This is a genomic window from Streptomyces globisporus C-1027 (assembly GCF_000261345.2).
In the GTDB taxonomy this organism is placed as follows: Bacteria; Actinomycetota; Actinomycetes; order Streptomycetales; family Streptomycetaceae; genus Streptomyces; species Streptomyces pakalii.
This window is the reverse complement of record NZ_CP013738.1, coordinates 3,180,627-3,197,860: the sequence shown is the minus strand read 5'-3', so window position 1 is coordinate 3,197,860 and position 17,234 is coordinate 3,180,627. Positions and strand designations below refer to the sequence as shown.

The 17,234-nt window shown below is 71.2% G+C and carries 16 protein-coding genes; 9 read left to right on the top strand and 7 right to left on the bottom strand.

Going from position 1 to position 17,234, the window contains the following annotated elements:
* Positions 1 to 38: 38 nt before the first annotated feature.
* Entirely contained in the window at positions 39 to 1,931 is a 1,893-nt protein-coding gene (locus tag WQO_RS13710) for an outer membrane protein assembly factor BamB family protein (RefSeq protein WP_010059727.1), read from the top strand.
* A gap of 252 nt (positions 1,932 to 2,183) precedes the next feature.
* Positions 2,184 to 2,960: a response regulator transcription factor gene (locus WQO_RS13705; RefSeq protein ID WP_010059729.1), complete on the top strand. Its 777-nt coding sequence runs from the start codon at positions 2,184 to 2,186 to the stop codon at positions 2,958 to 2,960.
* A 36-nt stretch (positions 2,961 to 2,996) separates the two neighbouring features.
* Here the strand turns inward: WQO_RS13705 and WQO_RS13700 are convergent, their stop codons facing one another.
* Together WQO_RS13700 and WQO_RS13695 are read right to left on the bottom strand one after the other, a co-directional pair.
* Complete coding sequence (locus tag WQO_RS13700) at positions 2,997 to 3,305, bottom strand: hypothetical protein (protein ID WP_010059730.1); 309 nt, start codon at positions 3,303 to 3,305, stop codon at positions 2,997 to 2,999.
* A gap of 15 nt (positions 3,306 to 3,320) precedes the next feature.
* On the bottom strand, positions 3,321 to 4,991 hold the full coding sequence (locus WQO_RS13695) for a sodium:solute symporter family protein (protein ID WP_010059731.1): 1,671 nt from the start codon (positions 4,989 to 4,991) through the stop codon (positions 3,321 to 3,323).
* Between the two features lie 236 nt (positions 4,992 to 5,227).
* Between WQO_RS13695 and galT the strand changes: the two genes are divergently transcribed.
* The 3 genes from galT to galK are packed head-to-tail and all read left to right on the top strand — an operon-like array spanning position 5,228 to position 8,483.
* Positions 5,228 to 6,271, top strand: coding sequence for a galactose-1-phosphate uridylyltransferase (gene galT, locus WQO_RS13690; RefSeq protein ID WP_010059732.1), 1,044 nt, complete (start codon positions 5,228 to 5,230; stop codon positions 6,269 to 6,271).
* Entirely contained in the window at positions 6,268 to 7,284 is a 1,017-nt protein-coding gene (galE, locus tag WQO_RS13685; protein WP_010059733.1) for a UDP-glucose 4-epimerase GalE, read from the top strand. Before galT ends, galE begins: the two co-directional genes overlap by 4 nt.
* Positions 7,281 to 8,483 carry a galactokinase gene (galK, locus tag WQO_RS13680; protein WP_010059735.1) on the top strand — a complete coding sequence of 401 codons (1,203 nt, stop codon included), beginning with the start codon at positions 7,281 to 7,283 and terminating at the stop codon, positions 8,481 to 8,483. Before galE ends, galK begins: the two co-directional genes overlap by 4 nt.
* A gap of 21 nt (positions 8,484 to 8,504) precedes the next feature.
* Here the strand turns inward: galK and WQO_RS13675 are convergent, their stop codons facing one another.
* Complete coding sequence (locus tag WQO_RS13675) at positions 8,505 to 8,945, bottom strand: GNAT family N-acetyltransferase (RefSeq protein ID WP_010059736.1); 441 nt, start codon at positions 8,943 to 8,945, stop codon at positions 8,505 to 8,507.
* A gap of 247 nt (positions 8,946 to 9,192) precedes the next feature.
* On the opposite strand from WQO_RS13675, the gene WQO_RS13670 reads away from it, so the two are divergent.
* Complete coding sequence (locus WQO_RS13670; RefSeq protein ID WP_010059739.1) at positions 9,193 to 9,972, top strand: response regulator transcription factor; 780 nt, start codon at positions 9,193 to 9,195, stop codon at positions 9,970 to 9,972.
* On the opposite strand, the gene WQO_RS13665 is transcribed toward WQO_RS13670, so the two are convergent.
* Complete coding sequence (locus WQO_RS13665) at positions 9,928 to 10,425, bottom strand: MarR family winged helix-turn-helix transcriptional regulator (protein ID WP_010059740.1); 498 nt, start codon at positions 10,423 to 10,425, stop codon at positions 9,928 to 9,930. The genes WQO_RS13670 and WQO_RS13665 overlap by 45 nt on opposite strands.
* An 89-nt stretch (positions 10,426 to 10,514) precedes the next feature.
* Between WQO_RS13665 and WQO_RS13660 the strand changes: the two genes are divergently transcribed.
* Together WQO_RS13660 and WQO_RS13655 are read left to right on the top strand one after the other, a co-directional pair.
* The gene (locus WQO_RS13660) at positions 10,515 to 11,324 is read left to right on the top strand and encodes a trans-aconitate 2-methyltransferase (RefSeq protein WP_029182205.1); all 810 of its coding nucleotides are present in this window, start codon (positions 10,515 to 10,517) and stop codon (positions 11,322 to 11,324) included.
* Positions 11,324 to 11,701 carry a VOC family protein gene (locus WQO_RS13655; protein WP_010059743.1) on the top strand — a complete coding sequence of 126 codons (378 nt, stop codon included), beginning with the start codon at positions 11,324 to 11,326 and terminating at the stop codon, positions 11,699 to 11,701. Before WQO_RS13660 ends, WQO_RS13655 begins: the two co-directional genes overlap by 1 nt.
* Positions 11,702 to 11,711: 10 nt before the next feature.
* On the opposite strand, the gene WQO_RS13650 is transcribed toward WQO_RS13655, so the two are convergent.
* The 3 genes from WQO_RS13650 to WQO_RS13640 form a co-directional block, all read right to left on the bottom strand.
* Entirely contained in the window at positions 11,712 to 12,314 is a 603-nt protein-coding gene (locus tag WQO_RS13650; RefSeq protein WP_010059744.1) for a Uma2 family endonuclease, read from the bottom strand.
* Positions 12,315 to 12,426: 112 nt separating this feature from the next.
* Entirely contained in the window at positions 12,427 to 13,113 is a 687-nt protein-coding gene (locus WQO_RS13645) for a TetR/AcrR family transcriptional regulator (RefSeq protein ID WP_030710457.1), read from the bottom strand.
* Positions 13,110 to 14,096, bottom strand: a complete 987-nt coding sequence (locus WQO_RS13640) for an acyl-CoA desaturase (RefSeq protein WP_010059746.1) — start codon at positions 14,094 to 14,096, stop codon at positions 13,110 to 13,112. The genes WQO_RS13645 and WQO_RS13640 overlap by 4 nt, the downstream gene beginning before the upstream one ends.
* Positions 14,097 to 14,495: 399 nt before the next feature.
* Between WQO_RS13640 and ppc the strand changes: the two genes are divergently transcribed.
* Positions 14,496 to 17,225, top strand: coding sequence for a phosphoenolpyruvate carboxylase (ppc, locus tag WQO_RS13635; protein ID WP_010059747.1), 2,730 nt, complete (start codon positions 14,496 to 14,498; stop codon positions 17,223 to 17,225).
* Positions 17,226 to 17,234: the final 9 nt, after the last annotated feature.

Sequence of the window (17,234 nt, the reverse complement as noted above, 5' to 3'; positions counted from 1 at the left end):
CGCCCCCACACCCACACGTCCCCCGAGGTACGCACGCCATGACCCAGCCGCCGCAGCAGCCACCCCACCCCGACGAGCCGTCGAACACGCCGGGAGCCCCGAACACGCCCCCGGCACCGCCCGCCGGTGGGTTCGGCGCGCCGCAGGACCCGCCGCCCGGGGGCTTCGGCCAGCCGACTCCGCCGCCCGCGGACCCGTTCGGCAAGCAGCCGCAGCCGCAGCAGCCGCCCGCAGCCCCGCAGGACGCACCCGCCGGGGGTTACGGCACCCCGCCGCCCCCGGCGCCGGGCAGCTACCCCACCCCGCCCGCGCCGCAGCCCAACGGCTACGGCTACCCCCAGGCTCCGCAGCCGGGGTACGGCTACCCGCAGGGGCCCGGCCAGCACGGCCGGCCCGGGATGCCGCAGCAGGCGTACGGCTACCCGACCCAGCCGATGCAGCCGCAGTACGGGACCCCGCAGCCGGGCGGCAGCGGGGGCAAGAAGTTCTCCACCCAGATGCAGATCATCGTCGCCGCGGCCGTCGCCGTGGTGCTGATCATCGGCGCCGGGGTCATCTACTCCGCCACCAGCGGCGACGGTGGCAAGGACGAGGCCTCCTCGTCCGGCTCCACCGGCGGCGAGGGCAAGGGCGGCGAGGGCAGCGGACTGGCCGGCGGCAGCGAGAAGGTGCCCGCCAACACCAAGTCCAAGGTCGCCTTCCAGGTGCCGCAGCCGGTGGTCAAGGACATCGTGCAGGTCGAGGGCTCCTGGCTCACCGACAAGGCGTACGTGAAGACCGGGATCGACGAGATCAACGGCTACGACCGGGACAAGGGCTCGAAGCTCTGGTCCTTCCCGCTGCCCGGCGAGGTCTGCACGACGTCCCGGCACGTGAGCAAGGACTACAAGACGGCCATCGTCTTCAAGGAGACGAAGCCGACCAAGGAGAAGAAGTACCCGGCGTGCAACCAGGTCGGTGTGATCGACCTGGCCGCCGGGAAGCTCCTGTGGAGCAAGAGCGTCACCTCCGCCACCGGCGGCGACCGGCCGGTCACCTTCGACGAGGTCACGCTCAGCGGAACCACCGTCGCCGCGGGCGGCACCTCGGGCGGCGCGGCCTTCAAGCTGGCCGACGGCGCCGAGCTCTGGAAGCCGAAGACCGGAGCGGACGGCTGCTACGACCGCGGCTACGCGGGCGGCGAGGCCCTCGCCGTGGTCCGCAAGTGCGGTACGTACGACAGCCCGCAGCTCACCGTGCAGGCGCTGAACCCGACGACCGGCGCACCGCTGTCCTCGTACCAGATGCCCGCCGGTGTCGAGTACGCGCACATCGTCTCCACCAAGCCGTTGGTGGTCGCGGCCGACGTCGGCGACACCGCCGGTGACGGCAGCGGCATCTCCGACTTCTTCTCGCTCGACGCGGCGACCGGCAAGCTGAAGGTCCGTATCCCCGCCGACGCGGAGAAGTACGCGGGCGACTGCGACTCCACCGAAGTCGAGAAGTGCCAGAACATGGCCGTCGGCAACAACCGGCTCTACCTGCCGACCGAGCGCCACGACGGAACCAGCGAGTACGGCGACACGAACGAGGTCGTCGCCTTCGACCTGGACACCGGAAAGCTCCTCGGCGGCCGGGCGGACGCGGGCGACCGCCACATCCTGACCCCGCTCCGGATGGACGGCACCAGCATCATCGCCTACAAGGAGGCCCCCTACGACAAGGGCGGCCAGGTCGTCTCCATCGACGGCGAGACCTTCAAGCAGACCACGCTGATGGAGAACCCGGACGACGAGGCCGTCCGCAAGGCGGAGAAGCGCTTCAGCATCGGATCGGCCGAACTCCTCTACTCGGACGGGCAGTTCTACATGTCCGCCAGGTCGGTCCACAAGCCGAGCACCGTCACCCCCGACGAGAAGGTCTACCTCGTCGTCGCCTACGGCACCGGCTGATCACCCCGCCCCTTCGGGGCGGCAGCAGGCCCCGCCGGTCGATCTCCCGACCGGCGGGGCCGATCGTTTTCCGCCCCACTTGCGCGTGACGTGATCACCGACCGCAGGTCAACGAAGGCCGAACCGTGTGGAATTCGGCAAACCCCGGAGCTTCTCCCACGTAAGCGCCGCGCCGCGTCGGGGGAGCGTGTACCTTGCCGGGTCAGGAGTCCGGGGGGCCGGGCGTACAGGGCTTTTGGGGGCTGAGGACCGATGGGCGTGCGGCTCATGGTGGTCGACGATCACCGTCTGCTCGCCGAGGCACTCGCCTCGGCGCTGAAACTCCGCGGGCACCGGGTGCTCGCGGCGGCCGCGCCGACCTCCGGTGCCGCGGAGCTGGTCGTCAGCAGAGCCCCGGAGGTCTGTCTGTTCGGTACGGCCTCGCCCGCCGCCCCCGGCGTCTTCGACCCGATCACGCGCATCGCCCAGGAGCGCCCCCAGGTGGCGGTGGTGGTCCTCGGACCGGTGCCCAGCCCGCGCGGGATCGCCGCGGCGTTCGCCGCCGGGGCCGCGGGGTACGTCCGGCACGACGAGCGCATCGAGGGCGTCGAGCGGGCCATGCTCAAGGCACGGGCGGGGGAGAGCGCCATCGCCCCGCAGCTGCTGCGGGGGGCCTTCGCCGAGCTGCTCAACCCGGCGGCGCAGCCCGACGACGAGGGGCGGCGGCTGCTGCGGATGCTCACCCCGCGCGAGGCCGAGGTGCTGGTGAGGGTCGCCGAGGGCGAGGGCACCCGGCTGATCGCGGCGGGTATGGGCATCGCCCCGAGCACCGCCCGCACCCACGTCCAGCGGGTCCTGATGAAGCTCGGGGTCGGCTCCCGGCTGGAGGCGGCCGCCCTCGCCGCCCGTACCGGACTGCTGGAGCGCGCCGCGGCGAACGGGGGTGCGCCGCAGGGCTCGTACGCCCCCGAGGGCGCGCGCGGAACGCACCAGGGGGACACCCCCGGCGGTACGCGACAGGGGCCGCACGTTCCCGGACAGCGCGGGTGACGTACGGCCCCTGAGCGTGGAGTGGGGGGCGGCGGGTCAGCCCGCGCCGGACCCCGGCTCCCGCTCCGGCTCCGCTTCCGGGGCCGCCGGGGCCTCGGCCGGGCGCATCTTCATCCAGACCAGGAAGAACAGGCCGAGCGCCAGCATGGCGAGGCCGGTCCACAGGTTGATGTGGACGCCCTCGGCCTTCTTCAGGTCGGCGTCGGACGGGCTGAGGCCGGCGATGGTGACGATCACGCCGTAGACCACGAACAGGCCGCCGATGATCCGCCGGATGTCGAAGAGACGGGCCGCGGTCGCGGACTTGCGCTCCAGCTCGGAGACTTCCTTGTGCAGGTCGGACATGGTGAGTGCCTCCGATCAGAACGAGTAGGGGATGTAGCACGCGGCGGCGAGCACGATCGCGCCCCAGCCGAGCAGGGCCGGCTTGCGGTACCAGGCCTTGTCGGCCTCCTCCAGCTCCTCGTCGGGGCTCGGCGACTCGGTCCCGTACACCAGACCGGCCAGTTCCGCCTCGGGCTTCGGCGCGGTGAAGAGGGTGACGACGACCATGACGACGGCTCCGGCGACGAAGCCGACGATCGCGGAGACGAAGTTGGCGCCCTGGTCGGAGGGGATGTCGATGATCCCGCCCTTGTAGATCCAGAAGTAGTTGATCATCGCGGCGGCGGTGCCCGCGACCAGGCCCCAGACGCCGGACTTCATCGAGGCGCGCTTCCAGAACATGCCGATGATGAAGACGACGAACATCGGGACGTTGAAGAACGAGAACAGCGTCTGGAGGTAGCTCATGATGTTCGAGAAGCTGGCGGCGATGAACGCCGTGCCGATCGAGGCCAGCACGCCGATCGCGGTGATCAGCCGTCCGAACCGCAGGTAGTACGTGTCCGGCTTGTCCTTCACCACGTACCGCTGCCAGATGTCGGTGGTGAACACCGTGTTGAACGAGGACACGTTGGCCGCCATGCCTGCCATGAACGCGGCGAGCAGACCGGTGACCGCGATGCCGAGCACGCCGTTGGGCAGCAGTTCCTGCATCAGCAGGGGTATCGCGTCGTTGTAGGTCAGGTCGGAGTCCGGGGTGCCGATCTTGGGCACGATCACGGCGGCGACCAGGCCCGGGATCATCACCGCGAAGACGATGAAGATCTTCGGGAAGGCGGCGATCAGCGGGGTGCGCTTGGCGGCGGAGAGGTTCTTCGCGGAGAGCGCGCGCTGGACCTCGGCGAAGTTCGTCGTCCAGTAGCCGAAGGACAGCACGAAGCCGAGGCCGAGGATGATCGTCAGCCAGTTGGCGCCCAGCGGGTTGGCGTCACCGATGCCGGTGCCGCCCCAGGCGGTCATGAAGTCCCCGCCGTGCTGCTTGGTCAGCGAGTCGCTCATGGCGTCCCAGCCGCCGACCCGCTTCAGGCCGAGGACGGTGAGGGGGATCAGCGCGGCGAGGATGACGAAGAACTGGAGCACCTCGTTGTAGATCGCCGAGGAGAGCCCGCCGATCGTGATGTAGACCAGCACGAACAGGCCCGCGACGACGATCGCGACCCACTGCGGCCAGCCGAGGAGTGCCTCGACGACGATCGACAGGGCGTAGAGGTTGACGCCCGCGATGAGGATCGCCGCGAACGCGAAGAGCACGGAGCTCAGCAGGTGCGCGGACTTGTCGAACCGCTGGAGCAGGAACTCCGGCACGGAGCGCACCTTGGAGCGGTAGTAGAACGGCATCATCACCAGGCCGAGGAAGACCATGGCGGGGATGGCGCCGATCCAGTACCAGTGCACCACCGCGACGCCGTACTGCGCGCCGGTGGCCGCCATGCCGAGGATCTCGGTGGCGCCGAGGTTCGCCGCGACGAAGGCGAGCCCGGTCACCCAGGCGGGCAGGGACCGTCCGGAGAGGAAGAAGTCGAGGCTCGTCTTGACGCTGGCACGGGCCATGAAGCCGATGCCGAGGACGACGACGAAGTAGATCGCCAGGATGGCGTAGTCGAGCCCGTTCGTGGGGAGCCGAAGCCCTTCGGCCAGTGTCTGCATGGGGGGTACTCGCTTCGTATCGCGAACTTAACCCGACGGAACTTACGCCGTCATGTTCGAGAAATGAACAGTCTCGTTGGGGTTCTTTGTTCGATCGTGATCGAGTGCGCGTGAATGTCCGGGTATGCACCCCGTGAGCCCGGCGCTGGATCGTCCCGGCCCTCGGCATTGACGGAGGTGTTCGCTTGTGATTTGTTATGTGCGATTATGTTGGAGGGATCGGGTGGAGGACCCTGGTGAAGAAGACGGTGACGACCCTCGCCGACGGCCGTGAGCTGATCTACTACGACGCCGCGGAGGACACCGTCCGCGATGCCGTCGACCAGCGCCCCCTGGACCCGGTCTCGACCTCGTCCGGGATCCGCCGCGATCCGCTGCTGGGCGACGCGGTCGCCATCGCCTCGCACCGCCAGGCCCGCACCTACCATCCGCCGGCCGACGCCTGCCCGCTCTGCCCCTCCCGGGAGGGCCGGCACAGCGAGATCCCCGACGACCGCTACGACGTCGCGGTCTTCGAGAACCGCTTCCCCTCGCTCGCCGGTGACTCCGGCCGCTGCGAGGTCGTCTGCTTCACCTCCGACCACGACGCGTCCTTCGCCGACCTCACCGAGGAACAGGCCGCGCTCGTCCTCGCCGCCTGGACCGACCGCACCGCCGCCCTCGCCGCCCTCGGCCAGGTCACCCAGGTCTTCTGCTTCGAGAACCGCGGTGCCGAGATCGGCGTCACCCTCGGCCACCCGCACGGCCAGATCTACGGTTACCCCTTCGTCACCCCGCGCACCGAGCTGATGCTCCGCTCGGCCGCCCGGCACCGCGAGGAGACCGGCGCCAACCTCTTCGACGACGTGGTCGCCCGCGAGGAGAAGGACGGCTCACGCGTCGTCCTCGCCACCGACCACTGGATCGCCTTCGTCCCCTACGCGGCGCACTGGCCGTACGAGGTCCACCTGTACCCCCGGCGCCGCGTCCCCGACCTGCGGGAGCTGGGCGAGGGCGCGCGGACAGAGTTCCCACAGGTCTATCTGGAACTCTTGAGGCGCTTCGACCGGATCTTCGGACCCGGCGAGCCGCCGACCCCGTACATCTCCGCCTGGCACCAGGCGCCGTTCGGGATCGACGGCCGGGAGGACTTCGCCCTGCACCTGGAGCTTTTCACCATTCGCCGGACCTCCGGCAAGCTGAAGTTCCTCGCGGGGTCCGAGTCCGGCATGAGCGTGTTCATCAACGACGTGCCGCCGGAGGCCGCGGCCGAGCGACTGCGAGAGGTAGCGAGCCAGTGAGCACTCCCCAGAACGTCAGCAACCCCGGACACGTCCCCGCCGACCCCAAGAAGTACCTGGTCACCGGCGGTGCTGGATACGTCGGCAGTGTCGTCGCCCAGCATCTGCTGGAGGCCGGGCACACCGTGACCGTCCTCGACGACCTGTCCACCGGCTTCCGCGCGGGCGTCCCGGCCGGGGCCGCGTTCATCGAGGGCCGCATCCAGGATGCCGCCCGCCATCTGGACCCCTCCTACGACGGCGTCCTGCACTTCGCCGCCTTCTCCCAGGTCGGCGAGTCCGTCGTGAACCCCGAGAAGTACTGGGTCAACAACGTCGGCGGCACCACCGCCCTGCTCGCCGCCATGCGCGAACACGGGGTGCGCACCCTCGTGTTCTCCTCCACCGCCGCCACCTACGGCGAACCGGTCTCCAGCCCCATCACCGAGACCGACCCCACCGCACCCACCAGCCCCTACGGCGCGTCCAAGCTCGCCGTCGACCACATGATCAGCGGCGAGGCCACCGCCCACGGCCTGGCCGCCGTCTCGCTGCGCTACTTCAACGTGGCCGGGGCGTACGGACGTTGCGGCGAGCGGCACGACCCCGAGTCCCACCTCATCCCGCTGGTCCTCCAAGTCGCCCTCGGCAGGCGCGAGTCGATCAGCGTCTACGGCGACGACTACCCCACCCCCGACGGCACCTGCGTCCGCGACTACATCCACGTCGCCGACCTCGCCGAGGCCCACCTGCTGGCCCTCACCGCCGCCGCCCCCGGCGAGCACCTGATCTGCAACCTCGGCAACGGCAACGGCTTCTCGGTCCGCGAGGTCGTCGAGACCGTCCGCAAGGTCACCGGCCACCCGGTCCCCGAGACCGCCGCCCCCCGCCGCGGCGGCGACCCGGCCGTCCTCGTCGCCTCCGCCGCCACCGCCATCGAGCGCCTCGGCTGGCAGCCGTCCCGCGCCGACCTGGCCGGAATCATCGCCGACGCCTGGCAGTTCGCCCGCCGAGAGGACACGACCACCCCATGACCCAGCACGCCGAACCGACCGTGACCACCGTCGAGGGGCAGGGGGCCGACCCCGCCGCGACCTTCGCCGAGCTGTACGGAAGCGAGCCCGACGGCATCTGGGCCGCACCCGGACGAGTGAACCTGATCGGCGAGTACACCGACTTCAACGACGGCTTCGTCATGCCGCTCGCCCTCCCGCACACCGCCGTCGCCGCCGTCTCCCGCCGCGACGACGGCGTCCTGCGCCTCTACTCCACCGACGTCCCCGGCGGCGTCGTCTCGTTGCGCACCGACGAACTCACCCCGCACTCCGGCCACGGCTGGGCCGCCTACCCCGCCGGGGTCCTCTGGGCGCTGCGCGAGGCCGGGCACCCGGTCACCGGGGCGGACATCGCGCTGACCTCCACCGTGCCCACCGGCGCCGGGCTCTCCTCGTCCGCCGCCCTCGAAGTCGTCACCGCGCTCGCCCTGAACGACCTCTTCGCACTCGGCCTGAACGCCGCCGAACTCGCCGTCATCGGCCGCCGTGCCGAGAACGACTTCGTCGGCGTGCCCTGCGGGATCATGGACCAGATGGCCTCGGCCTGCTGCACCGAGGGCCACGCCCTCCACCTGGACACCCGCGACCTCTCGCTGCGCCAGGTCCCCTTCGACCTGGCCTCCCAGGGGCTGGCGCTCCTGGTCGTCGACACCCGGGTCAAGCACGCGCTCGGCGACGGGGCGTACGCGGAGCGCCGGGCCGGCTGCGAGGAGGGCGCCCGGCTGCTCGGCATACCGATGCTGCGCGACCTGCCGTACGAGAACCTCGCCACGGCGCTGGCCACTCTCGCCGACGCCGGGGCGGACGAGTCCGTCATCCGTTACGTACGCCATGTCGTCGGCGACAACCGCCGGGTCGAGCAGGTCATCGCCCTGCTCGACGCGGGCGACGTCCGCGCCGCGGGCCCCGTCCTGAACGAGGGCCACCTCTCGCTCCGGGACGATCTGCGGGTGTCCTGCCCCGAGTTGGACCTCGTGGTCGAGGCGGCGAACGCGGCCGGGGCGCTCGGTGCGCGGATGACCGGGGGCGGCTTCGGCGGCTCCGCGGTCGTCCTGGTGGAGGAGGCGGCGGCCACGACGGTGGCCAAGGCGGTCAGCGAGGCGTTCGCGGCGGCCGGACACGCGGCCCCGGGGATCTTCGACGCCGTCCCGTCCGCCGGGGCGCGCCGGCTGCGCTGAGCCTGTTCCGGTGTCCCGCGCTCACAGGTCCTTGACCAGGATGAACTCGGTGACGCCGGGCGGGTAGTCGGCGACCCGGCCGATCTCCTCGTACCCCTGTCCGCGGTAGAACCCGGGGGCCTGGAAATCCCAGGTCTCCAGCCGCGAGCGGGTGCAGGCGCGCTCGGTGCGGGCGGTCCGTTCGGCCTCGGCGAGCAGGCGCGCGCCGAGGCCGAGGCCCCGGTGCGGGGCGTCGACCCAGAGCAGATCGACGTGCAGCCAGTACGCCCAGGTCCGCCCGGTCAGCCCGCCGGCCAGGGACCCGTGCTCGTCCAACGCCCACACCTCCAGCGGGACTTCGTGCTCTGCGGAGGTGGAGAGCAGCGCACGCAGGCCGGCCGATGAGGCGACGTTGTCCTCGTGCAGACGCCCGCTCAGCAGAATGCGACGTTCTTTGTCTACTTCTGTCTCAAGACGGAACATGAATCCACCCTAAGACGCGCCTGAGACAACCAGTTCGCCGAATCGCCTTCCCCCCGTGGCCCCCGCCCGTACGCTGATGCTCAGCACCGGTGGGGGCCGGTGTCGATTCAGGGGAGCGAGAAAGCCGGGTACGGCGTCCGGGGCAGGGTGGCAGGCGGTTCGACGACGGCGGTCGTCGGCGCGGCAGGCCACCGTGCGGCCCCGGACGCCGTACCCGCAGCTGTCCGCCCCTACCGATGGGGGTTCTGTGGCGCGTATCCGGGTTCTCGTGGTGGACGACCACCGCATCTTCGCCGAGTCGCTCGCGGCCGCCCTCGCGGCCGAACCGGACGTCGACGTCTCCGCCGCGGGCAGCGGCCCGGCCGCGCTGCGCGCCCTGGAGCGCGCGGCCGCCGAGGGGCGCGGCTACGACGTGCTCCTGGTCGACGCCGAGCTGGGCGCGCTGACGGGCGGCGGCGAGCTTCCCGCCGTCCCCGCGCCCCGGCAGGAGGAGACGGCCGCCGTCGACGGCATCGCGCTGGTCGCCGGGGTCCGCGCGGCCCGGCCCGCCGTACGGTCGGTGGTGCTCGCCGAGAAGGACGACCCGCGCGCGGCCGCCCGGGCGCTCCAGGCGGGGGCCTCGGGCTGGGTGGCCAAGGACTGCTCGCTGCAACGGCTGCTGTCGGTGATCCGGGGCGTGCTGCGCGACGAGACGCATCTGCCGCCCGCCCTGCTCACCGGTGTACTGCGGGAGCTCACCGCGGCCCGCAAGCACCGCACCGAGAGCGAGCGGCTGGTGGAGTCGCTGACGCCCCGGGAGCGCGAGGTGCTGCGCTGCATGGTGGCGGGCCTGGGCCGCAAAGCGGTCGCGGAGCGGCTGTTCCTGTCCCCGCACACGGTGCGCACCCATATGCAGAACGTGCTGGGCAAGCTCGGGGTGCACTCGACGCTGGCCGCAGTGGCGCTGGCCCGCCGGGCGGGGGTGGGCCCGGCCGACCAGGCCCTAGGTCGGGATGTTGTCGAACGGGGCGGTCAACTGGCGCAGTAGCCCGGCCAGTTCGCCGCGCTGGGCGCGGGACAGCTCGGCGAGGATGGCGCGCTCCTGGGCGAGCAGCCCGGCCAGCGACTGGTCGGCCTTGTCGCGCCCCTCGGCCGTGAGCCGGACGAGGACGCCGCGCCGGTCGTTCGGATCGGGCAGCCGCTCGACCAGGTTCTTCTTGGTGAGCCGGTCGATGCGGTTGGTCATCGTGCCCGAGGTGACCAGGGTCTGGGTGAGGAGCTGCCCGGGGGAGAGCTGGTACGGGGCGCCGGCCCGGCGGAGCGACGTGAGCACGTCGAACTCCCAGGGCTCCAGGTTGTGCTCGGAGAACGCTATGCGGCGGGCCCGGTCGAGGTGGCGTGCCAGGCGGGAGACGCGACTGAGCACCTCGAGTGGTTCCACGTCGAGGTCGGGGCGCTCGCGGCGCCATGCAGCGACCAGTCGGTCGACCTCGTCCTCCATGTCGATCAGTGTAGAGGGTCCCTCGACATGAAGTCTCTTGAATTCAAGTGTCTTGACATCAAGAGAATATCGGCGTGATCCTGTTTCCCATGACCGCACCCCACCAGCCCTCCTGGGATCCGCAGCAGTACCTGCGCCACGCGGACCACCGCACCCGCCCCTTCCAGGACCTCCTGGCCCGTATCGGCGACCTTCCCGGCCACCCCGCACCCCGTATCGCCGACCTCGGCTGCGGCGCGGGCAACGTCACCGCGCTCCTCGCCGACCGCTGGCCCGAGGCCCGGATCACCGGCTACGACACCTCGCGCGAGATGCTCGCCGAGGCCGCCGCCCACGCCCGGCCGCCCCTGCTCGACTTCGCCGAGGCCGACGCCGCGACCTGGGAGCCCACCGAGACGTACGGCCTGATCGTCTCCACCTCCGCACTCCAATGGATCCCCGGCCACGCCGAGCACTTCCCGCGCTGGCTCGACGCCCTCGCACCCGGCGGCACGCTCGCCTTCCAGGTCCCCGGCAACTTCACCGCCCCCAGCCACACCCTCCTGGCCGGCCTCCGCGAGTCCGACCGCTGGCGCCCCCTGCTCCACGGCGTCGGCGACCGCACCGCCTCCGTCCTGGACCCCACGGACTACCTCACCCGCCTCCGCGACCTCGGCTGCGCGGCGGATGTCTGGGAGACCACCTACCTCCAGACCCTGCACGGCGACGACGCGGTCCTCGACTGGGTCAAGGGCACCGCCCTGCGCCCCGTCCTCACCGCCCTGGCCGACGACCCGGCCGCCCGCGACGCATTCCTGGCCGCCTACCGCGACCTGCTCCGCGAGGCCTACCCGCCGGGCCCGTACGGCACGGTCTTCCCGTTCCGCCGCATCTTCGCCGTGGCCCGCAAGGAGAAATGATGACCGCCGCTGCCGGACTCGCCGCCGTCGACCACGTCCAGCTCGCCGCCCCGCCCGGCTCCGAGGACGCCCTGCGCACCTTCTACACCGGCGCCCTGGGCATGACCGAGATCCCCAAACCCCCGGTGCTCGCCGCCCGCGGCGGCTGCTGGTTCGCCGCCGGACCGGTCCAGCTCCACCTGGGCATCGAGGAGGACTTCCGCCCCGCGAAGAAGGCCCACCCGGGCCTGCGCGTCACGGGCATCGAGGCGTACGCGGCCCGCCTGGAGTCCCACGGCGTGGCCGTCACCTGGGACGACGACCTCCCCGGCCACCGCCGCTTCTCCGCCCACGACCCGGCCGGCAACCGCCTGGAGTTCCTGGAGCCGGACGCGTAACCGGGCGGTTCTACAGCGCTGCGAGCGCCTCCGCCGAGATGTCGACGTCCACCGGGAACGGCACGCCCGTCTTCAGCCGGTCGTGATGGATCCCGGTCAGCGCGTACGCCTTCGTCACCGGGTCCAGCTCATAGACCCGCACGACGGGGTGCTGGTCGGTGCCGGTAATCTCCACCAGCCAGAAGTGCGGGATGCCGGCGGTCGCGTACTTGTGCGGCTTGGCCTCACGGTCGCGGGCCTCGGAGTCGGGGGAGACGACCTCGACGGCGAGGAGGACGTCGGCAGCTTTGAAATGCGTCTGCTCCAGGCCTGTGGTGGCTGAGGCCTTGACGATGGACACATCGGGTTCCGGACCGTTGCGCTGATCCAGAACGACTGTCATCTCTCGTTCCACCTTCAGATCCGCCGGAGCGGTACTGCGCAGGCCATTCACCAATAGGTCGATCGTCTTTTGGTGAAAGCGTCGCTGCGGACTCACGAAAACCAGGCTCCCGTCGATCAGCTCGGTGTGCGGCGGGAGATCGGGCAGCGTGAACAGATCGTCCACGGTGTATCCGTCCTGCGGGGGCACCGGCCAGCGGGAGCTGTGCGCGGTGGTCGGCTCGGCGGTCATGGTTCCTCCCATGGACGAATCCTCTGCCCTCCCGACCACCCTACGGCGGGAAATCCGCACGCGTCATCACAACGGGTGACGACGTGCGGAAGGGTTAGGTGATCAGCCGCGATCAGCTCTTCCGGTGCCCTATCAGCCGCGGCTTCGACTCCAGGTTCTCCAGCCCGTGCCAGCACAGGTTCACCAGATGGGCGGCCACCTCCGCCTTCTTCGGCTTGCGGACGTCCAGCCACCACTGGCCCGTCAGCGCCACCATCCCCACCAGGGCCTGCGCGTACAGCGGGGCCAGTTTCGGGTCGAAGCCGCGGGCCTTGAACTCCAGGCCCAGGATGTCCTCCACCTGCGTGGCGATATCGCTGATCAGCGACGCGAACGTGCCCGTCGACTGCGCCACCGGTGAATCCCGCACCAGGATCCGGAAACCGTCCGTGTACGACTCGATGTAGTCCAGCAGCGCGAACGCCGCCTGCTCCAGCAGCTCACGCGGATGGCCCGCCGTGAGCGCCCCCTGCACCATGTCCAGCAGCTGGCGCATCTCGCGGTCGACCACCACCGCGTACAGGCCCTCCTTGCCGCCGAAGTGCTCGTACACCACCGGCTTGGACACCCCGGCGCGCGCCGCGATCTCCTCCACCGACGTGCCCTCGAAGCCCTTGTCGGCGAACAGGGCGCGCCCGATGTCCAGCAGCTGCTCGCGGCGCTCCTTGCCCGTCATCCGGACCCGCCGGGCCCGGCGGGAGGGGGAAGTCCTGCTCTTGTCGCTGCCTGTGCTGGAGTCCGTCGCCACGTCGTCAATCATGCCGCGTCGGCGGGTACGGACGTGCGCCGGGAGTCGATACGCGCGGCATCCGGCCACCGCACGTCGTAGGCCCAGCCCAGCTTCTCGAACCAGCGGATCAGCCGGGCGCTGGAGTCGATCTGCCCCCGCATCACCCCGTGGCGGGCGCTCGTCGGGTCCGCGTGGTGCAGGTTGTGCCAGGACTCGCCGCACGACAGCACCGCCAGCCACCACACGTTGCCCGACCGGTCACGCGACTTGAACGGCCGCTTGCCCACCGCGTGGCAGATCGAGTTGATCGACCAGGTCACGTGGTGCAGCAGGGCGACCCGTACCAGCGACCCCCAGAAGAACGCCGTCGCCGCACCCCACCACGACATCGTCACCAGACCGCCCACCAGCGGCGGGATCGCCAGCGAGACGATCGTGAAGGTCAGGAAGTGGCGCGAGACCGCCCGGATCGCCGGGTCCTTGATCAGGTCGGGGGCGTACTTCTGCTGCGGCGTCTGCTCCTCGTCGAACATCCACGCGATGTGCGCCCACCACAGCCCCTTCATCAGGGCCGGCAGGCTCTCCCCGAACCGCCACGGCGAATGCGGGTCACCCTCCGCGTCCGAGAACCGGTGGTGCTTGCGGTGATCGGCCACCCACCGCACCAGGGGCCCCTCCACCGCCAGCGAACCCATCACGGCCAGCGCGATCCGCAACGGGCGCTTCGCCTTGAACGAACCGTGCGTGAAATACCGGTGGAAGCCGATGGTGATCCCGTGACAGCCGATGAAGTACATCGCCACCAGCAGGCCGATGTCGAGCCAGCTCACCCCCCACCCCCACGCCAGCGGCACCGCAGCGACCAGCGCCACGAACGGCACCACGATGAACGCCAGCAGCGCGAACTGCTCGATCGACCGCTTGCTGTCGCCGCCCAGCGTGGCGGAGGGCAGCGGTGTCGCCGTCGCCCCGGGCGGCTCTGTCTCGTCGATCACAGGAGGAGTGCTCGGCATGGGGGGATACCTCTGAGGGTGAGGGAGAAGGCTCGGACGGCCGTGGCTACGGTTCCGTAACCTACGGCTTGGTAAGTATGGCAGTGACGGGCACCACAACACGAGAGGCCGCTCCAGCCCGTCCCACGCGGTAGCCCGTCCGCCCCCGGGGTAGGGGGTAACCGCCCGGGTGCGCCCGCGGCGGCGGCCGCGCCCCCTGCGGGGCAGCGGACACGCCGCCTGCGACGACACCTATCCTGGGAGGGTCGGACAGCGCGGTCCGCACCCGCTCGTCGGGGCGTGGCGACAGCACCGCTGCCAGCCGCAGGGCCCCGGACCCCGCCACCCGCCCCCACCGCCACGCACCGGGGGACGGCGAAGCGAACGCACCTCCTCATTCACTGCAAGGAGCCGCACACTGTGAGCAGTGCCGACCAGACCCCTGCCGCCAGCCCCGCGCTGCGCGCCGACATCCGCCGCCTCGGCGACCTCCTCGGCGAGACCCTCGTCCGCCAGGAGGGCCAGGAACTCCTCGACCTCGTCGAACGAGTACGCGCCCTGACCCGCACCGACGGCGAAGCCGCCGCCGAGCTCCTCGGCGAGACGGAGCTGGAGACCGCCGCCCAGCTCGTGCGCGCCTTCTCCACCTACTTCCACCTCGCCAACGTCACCGAGCAGGTCCACCGCGCCCACGAGATGCGCGACCGCCGCTCGGCCGAGGGCGGCCTCCTGGCCCGCACCGCCGACCGCCTCAAGGACGCCGACCCCGAGCACCTGCGCGAGACGGTCAAGAACCTCAACGTCCGGCCCGTCTTCACCGCCCACCCCACCGAGGCCGCCCGGCGCTCCGTCCTCAACAAGCTGCGCCGCATCGCCGAGCTGCTGGAGACCCCGGTCATCGAGGCCGACCGCCGCCGCCTCGACCTCCGCCTCGCCGAGAACATCGACCTCATCTGGCAGACCGACGAGCTCCGCGTCGTCCGCCCGGAGCCCGCCGACGAGGCCCGCAACGCCATCTACTACCTGGACGAGCTGCACGCGGGCGCCGTCGGCGACGTCCTGGAGGACCTCGCCGCCGAGCTGGACCGCGTCGGCGTCGAACTCCCCGCCGGGACCCGCCCCCTGACCTTCGGCACCTGGATCGGCGGCGACCGCGACGGCAACCCCAACGTGACGCCCGCCGTCACCTGGGACGTCCTGATCCTCCAGCACGAGCACGGCATCACCGACGCCCTGGAGATGATCGACTACCTCCGCGGCCTCCTCTCCAACTCCATCCGTTACGCCGGAGCCACCGAGGAACTCCTCACCTCCCTCCAGGCCGACCTGGAGCGCCTCCCCGGCATCAGCCCCCGCTACAAGCGGCTGAACGCCGAGGAGCCCTACCGCCTCAAGGCCACCTGCATCCGGCAGAAGCTGGTCAACACCCGCGAGCGCCTCGCCGAGGGCACCCCCCACCGCCCCGGCTGCGACTACCTCGGCACCGCCGAGCTCCTCGCCGACCTGGAGCTCATCCAGACCTCCCTGCGCGAGCACCGCGGCGGCCTCTTCGCCGACGGCCGGATGGACCGCACCATCCGCACGCTCGCCGCCTTCGGCCTCCAGCTCGCCACCATGGACGTCCGCGAGCACGCCGACGCCCACCACCACGCCCTCGGCCAGCTCTTCGACCGGCTCGGCGAGGAATCCTGGCGCTACGCCGACATGCCGCGCGACTACCGGCAGAAGCTGCTCGCCAAGGAGCTGCGCTCCCGCCGGCCGCTGGCCCCCACCCCCGCCCCGCTCGACGCGGCCGGCGAGAAGACCCTCGGCGTTTTCCACACCATCAAGCAGGCCTTCGAACGCTTCGGCCCCGAAGTCATCGAGTCCTACATCATCTCCATGTGCCAGGGCGCCGACGACGTCTTCGCCGCCGCCGTCCTCGCCCGCGAGGCCGGACTCCTCGACCTCCACGCCGGCTGGGCCAAGATCGGTATCGTGCCGCTCCTGGAGACCACCGACGAGCTCAAGGCCGCCGACACCATCCTCGACGAGATGCTCGCCGACCCCTCCTACCGGCGCCTCGTCTCCCTGCGCGGCGACGTCCAGGAGGTCATGCTCGGCTACAGCGACTCCTCCAAGTTCGGCGGCATCACCACCTCCCAGTGGGAGATCCACCGCGCCCAGCGACGCCTCCGCGACGTCGCCCACCGCTACGGCGTACGCCTGCGCCTCTTCCACGGCCGCGGCGGCACCGTCGGCCGCGGCGGCGGCCCCTCGCACGACGCGATCCTCGCCCAGCCGTGGGGGACGCTGGAGGGCGAGATCAAGGTGACCGAGCAGGGCGAGGTCATCTCCGACAAGTACCTCATCCCCGCGCTCGCCCGCGAGAACCTGGAACTGACCGTCGCGGCCACCCTCCAGGCCTCCGCCCTGCACACCGCACCCCGTCAGTCCGACGAGGCCCTCGCCCGCTGGGACGCGGCCATGGACACCGTCTCCGACGCCGCTCACAGCGCCTACCGCAAGCTCGTCGAGGATCCGGACCTGCCGTCGTACTTCCTCGCCTCCACCCCGGTGGACCAGCTCGCCGACCTGCACCTGGGCTCGCGGCCCGCCCGCCGCCCCGGCTCGGGCGTCTCGCTGGACGGCCTGCGGGCCATCCCGTGGGTCTTCGGCTGGACCCAGTCGCGGCAGATCGTGCCCGGCTGGTTCGGCGTCGGCTCCGGCCTCAAGGCCCTGCGCGAGGCCGGTCTCGACACCGTCCTCGACGAGATGCACGAGCACTGGCACTTCTTCCGCAACTTCATCTCCAACGTCGAGATGACGCTCGCCAAGACCGACCTGCGCATCGCCCGCCACTACGTCGACACGCTCGTCCCCGACGAGCTGAAGCACGTCTTCGACGGCATCGAGGCCGAACACGCCCTCACCGTGCGGGAAGTCCTGCGGATCACCGGCGGCGAGAAGCTGCTCGACACCAACCCGGTGCTCCAGCAGACCTTCTCCATCCGCGACGCCTACCTGGACCCGATCTCCTACCTCCAGGTCTCCCTGCTCGCCCGCCAGCGCCAGGCAGCCGAGCGCGGCGAGGAGCCCGACCCGCTGCTCTCCCGCGCCCTGCTGCTCACCGTCAACGGCGTCGCGGCAGGCCTGCGCAACACCGGCTGAGCACCGCGT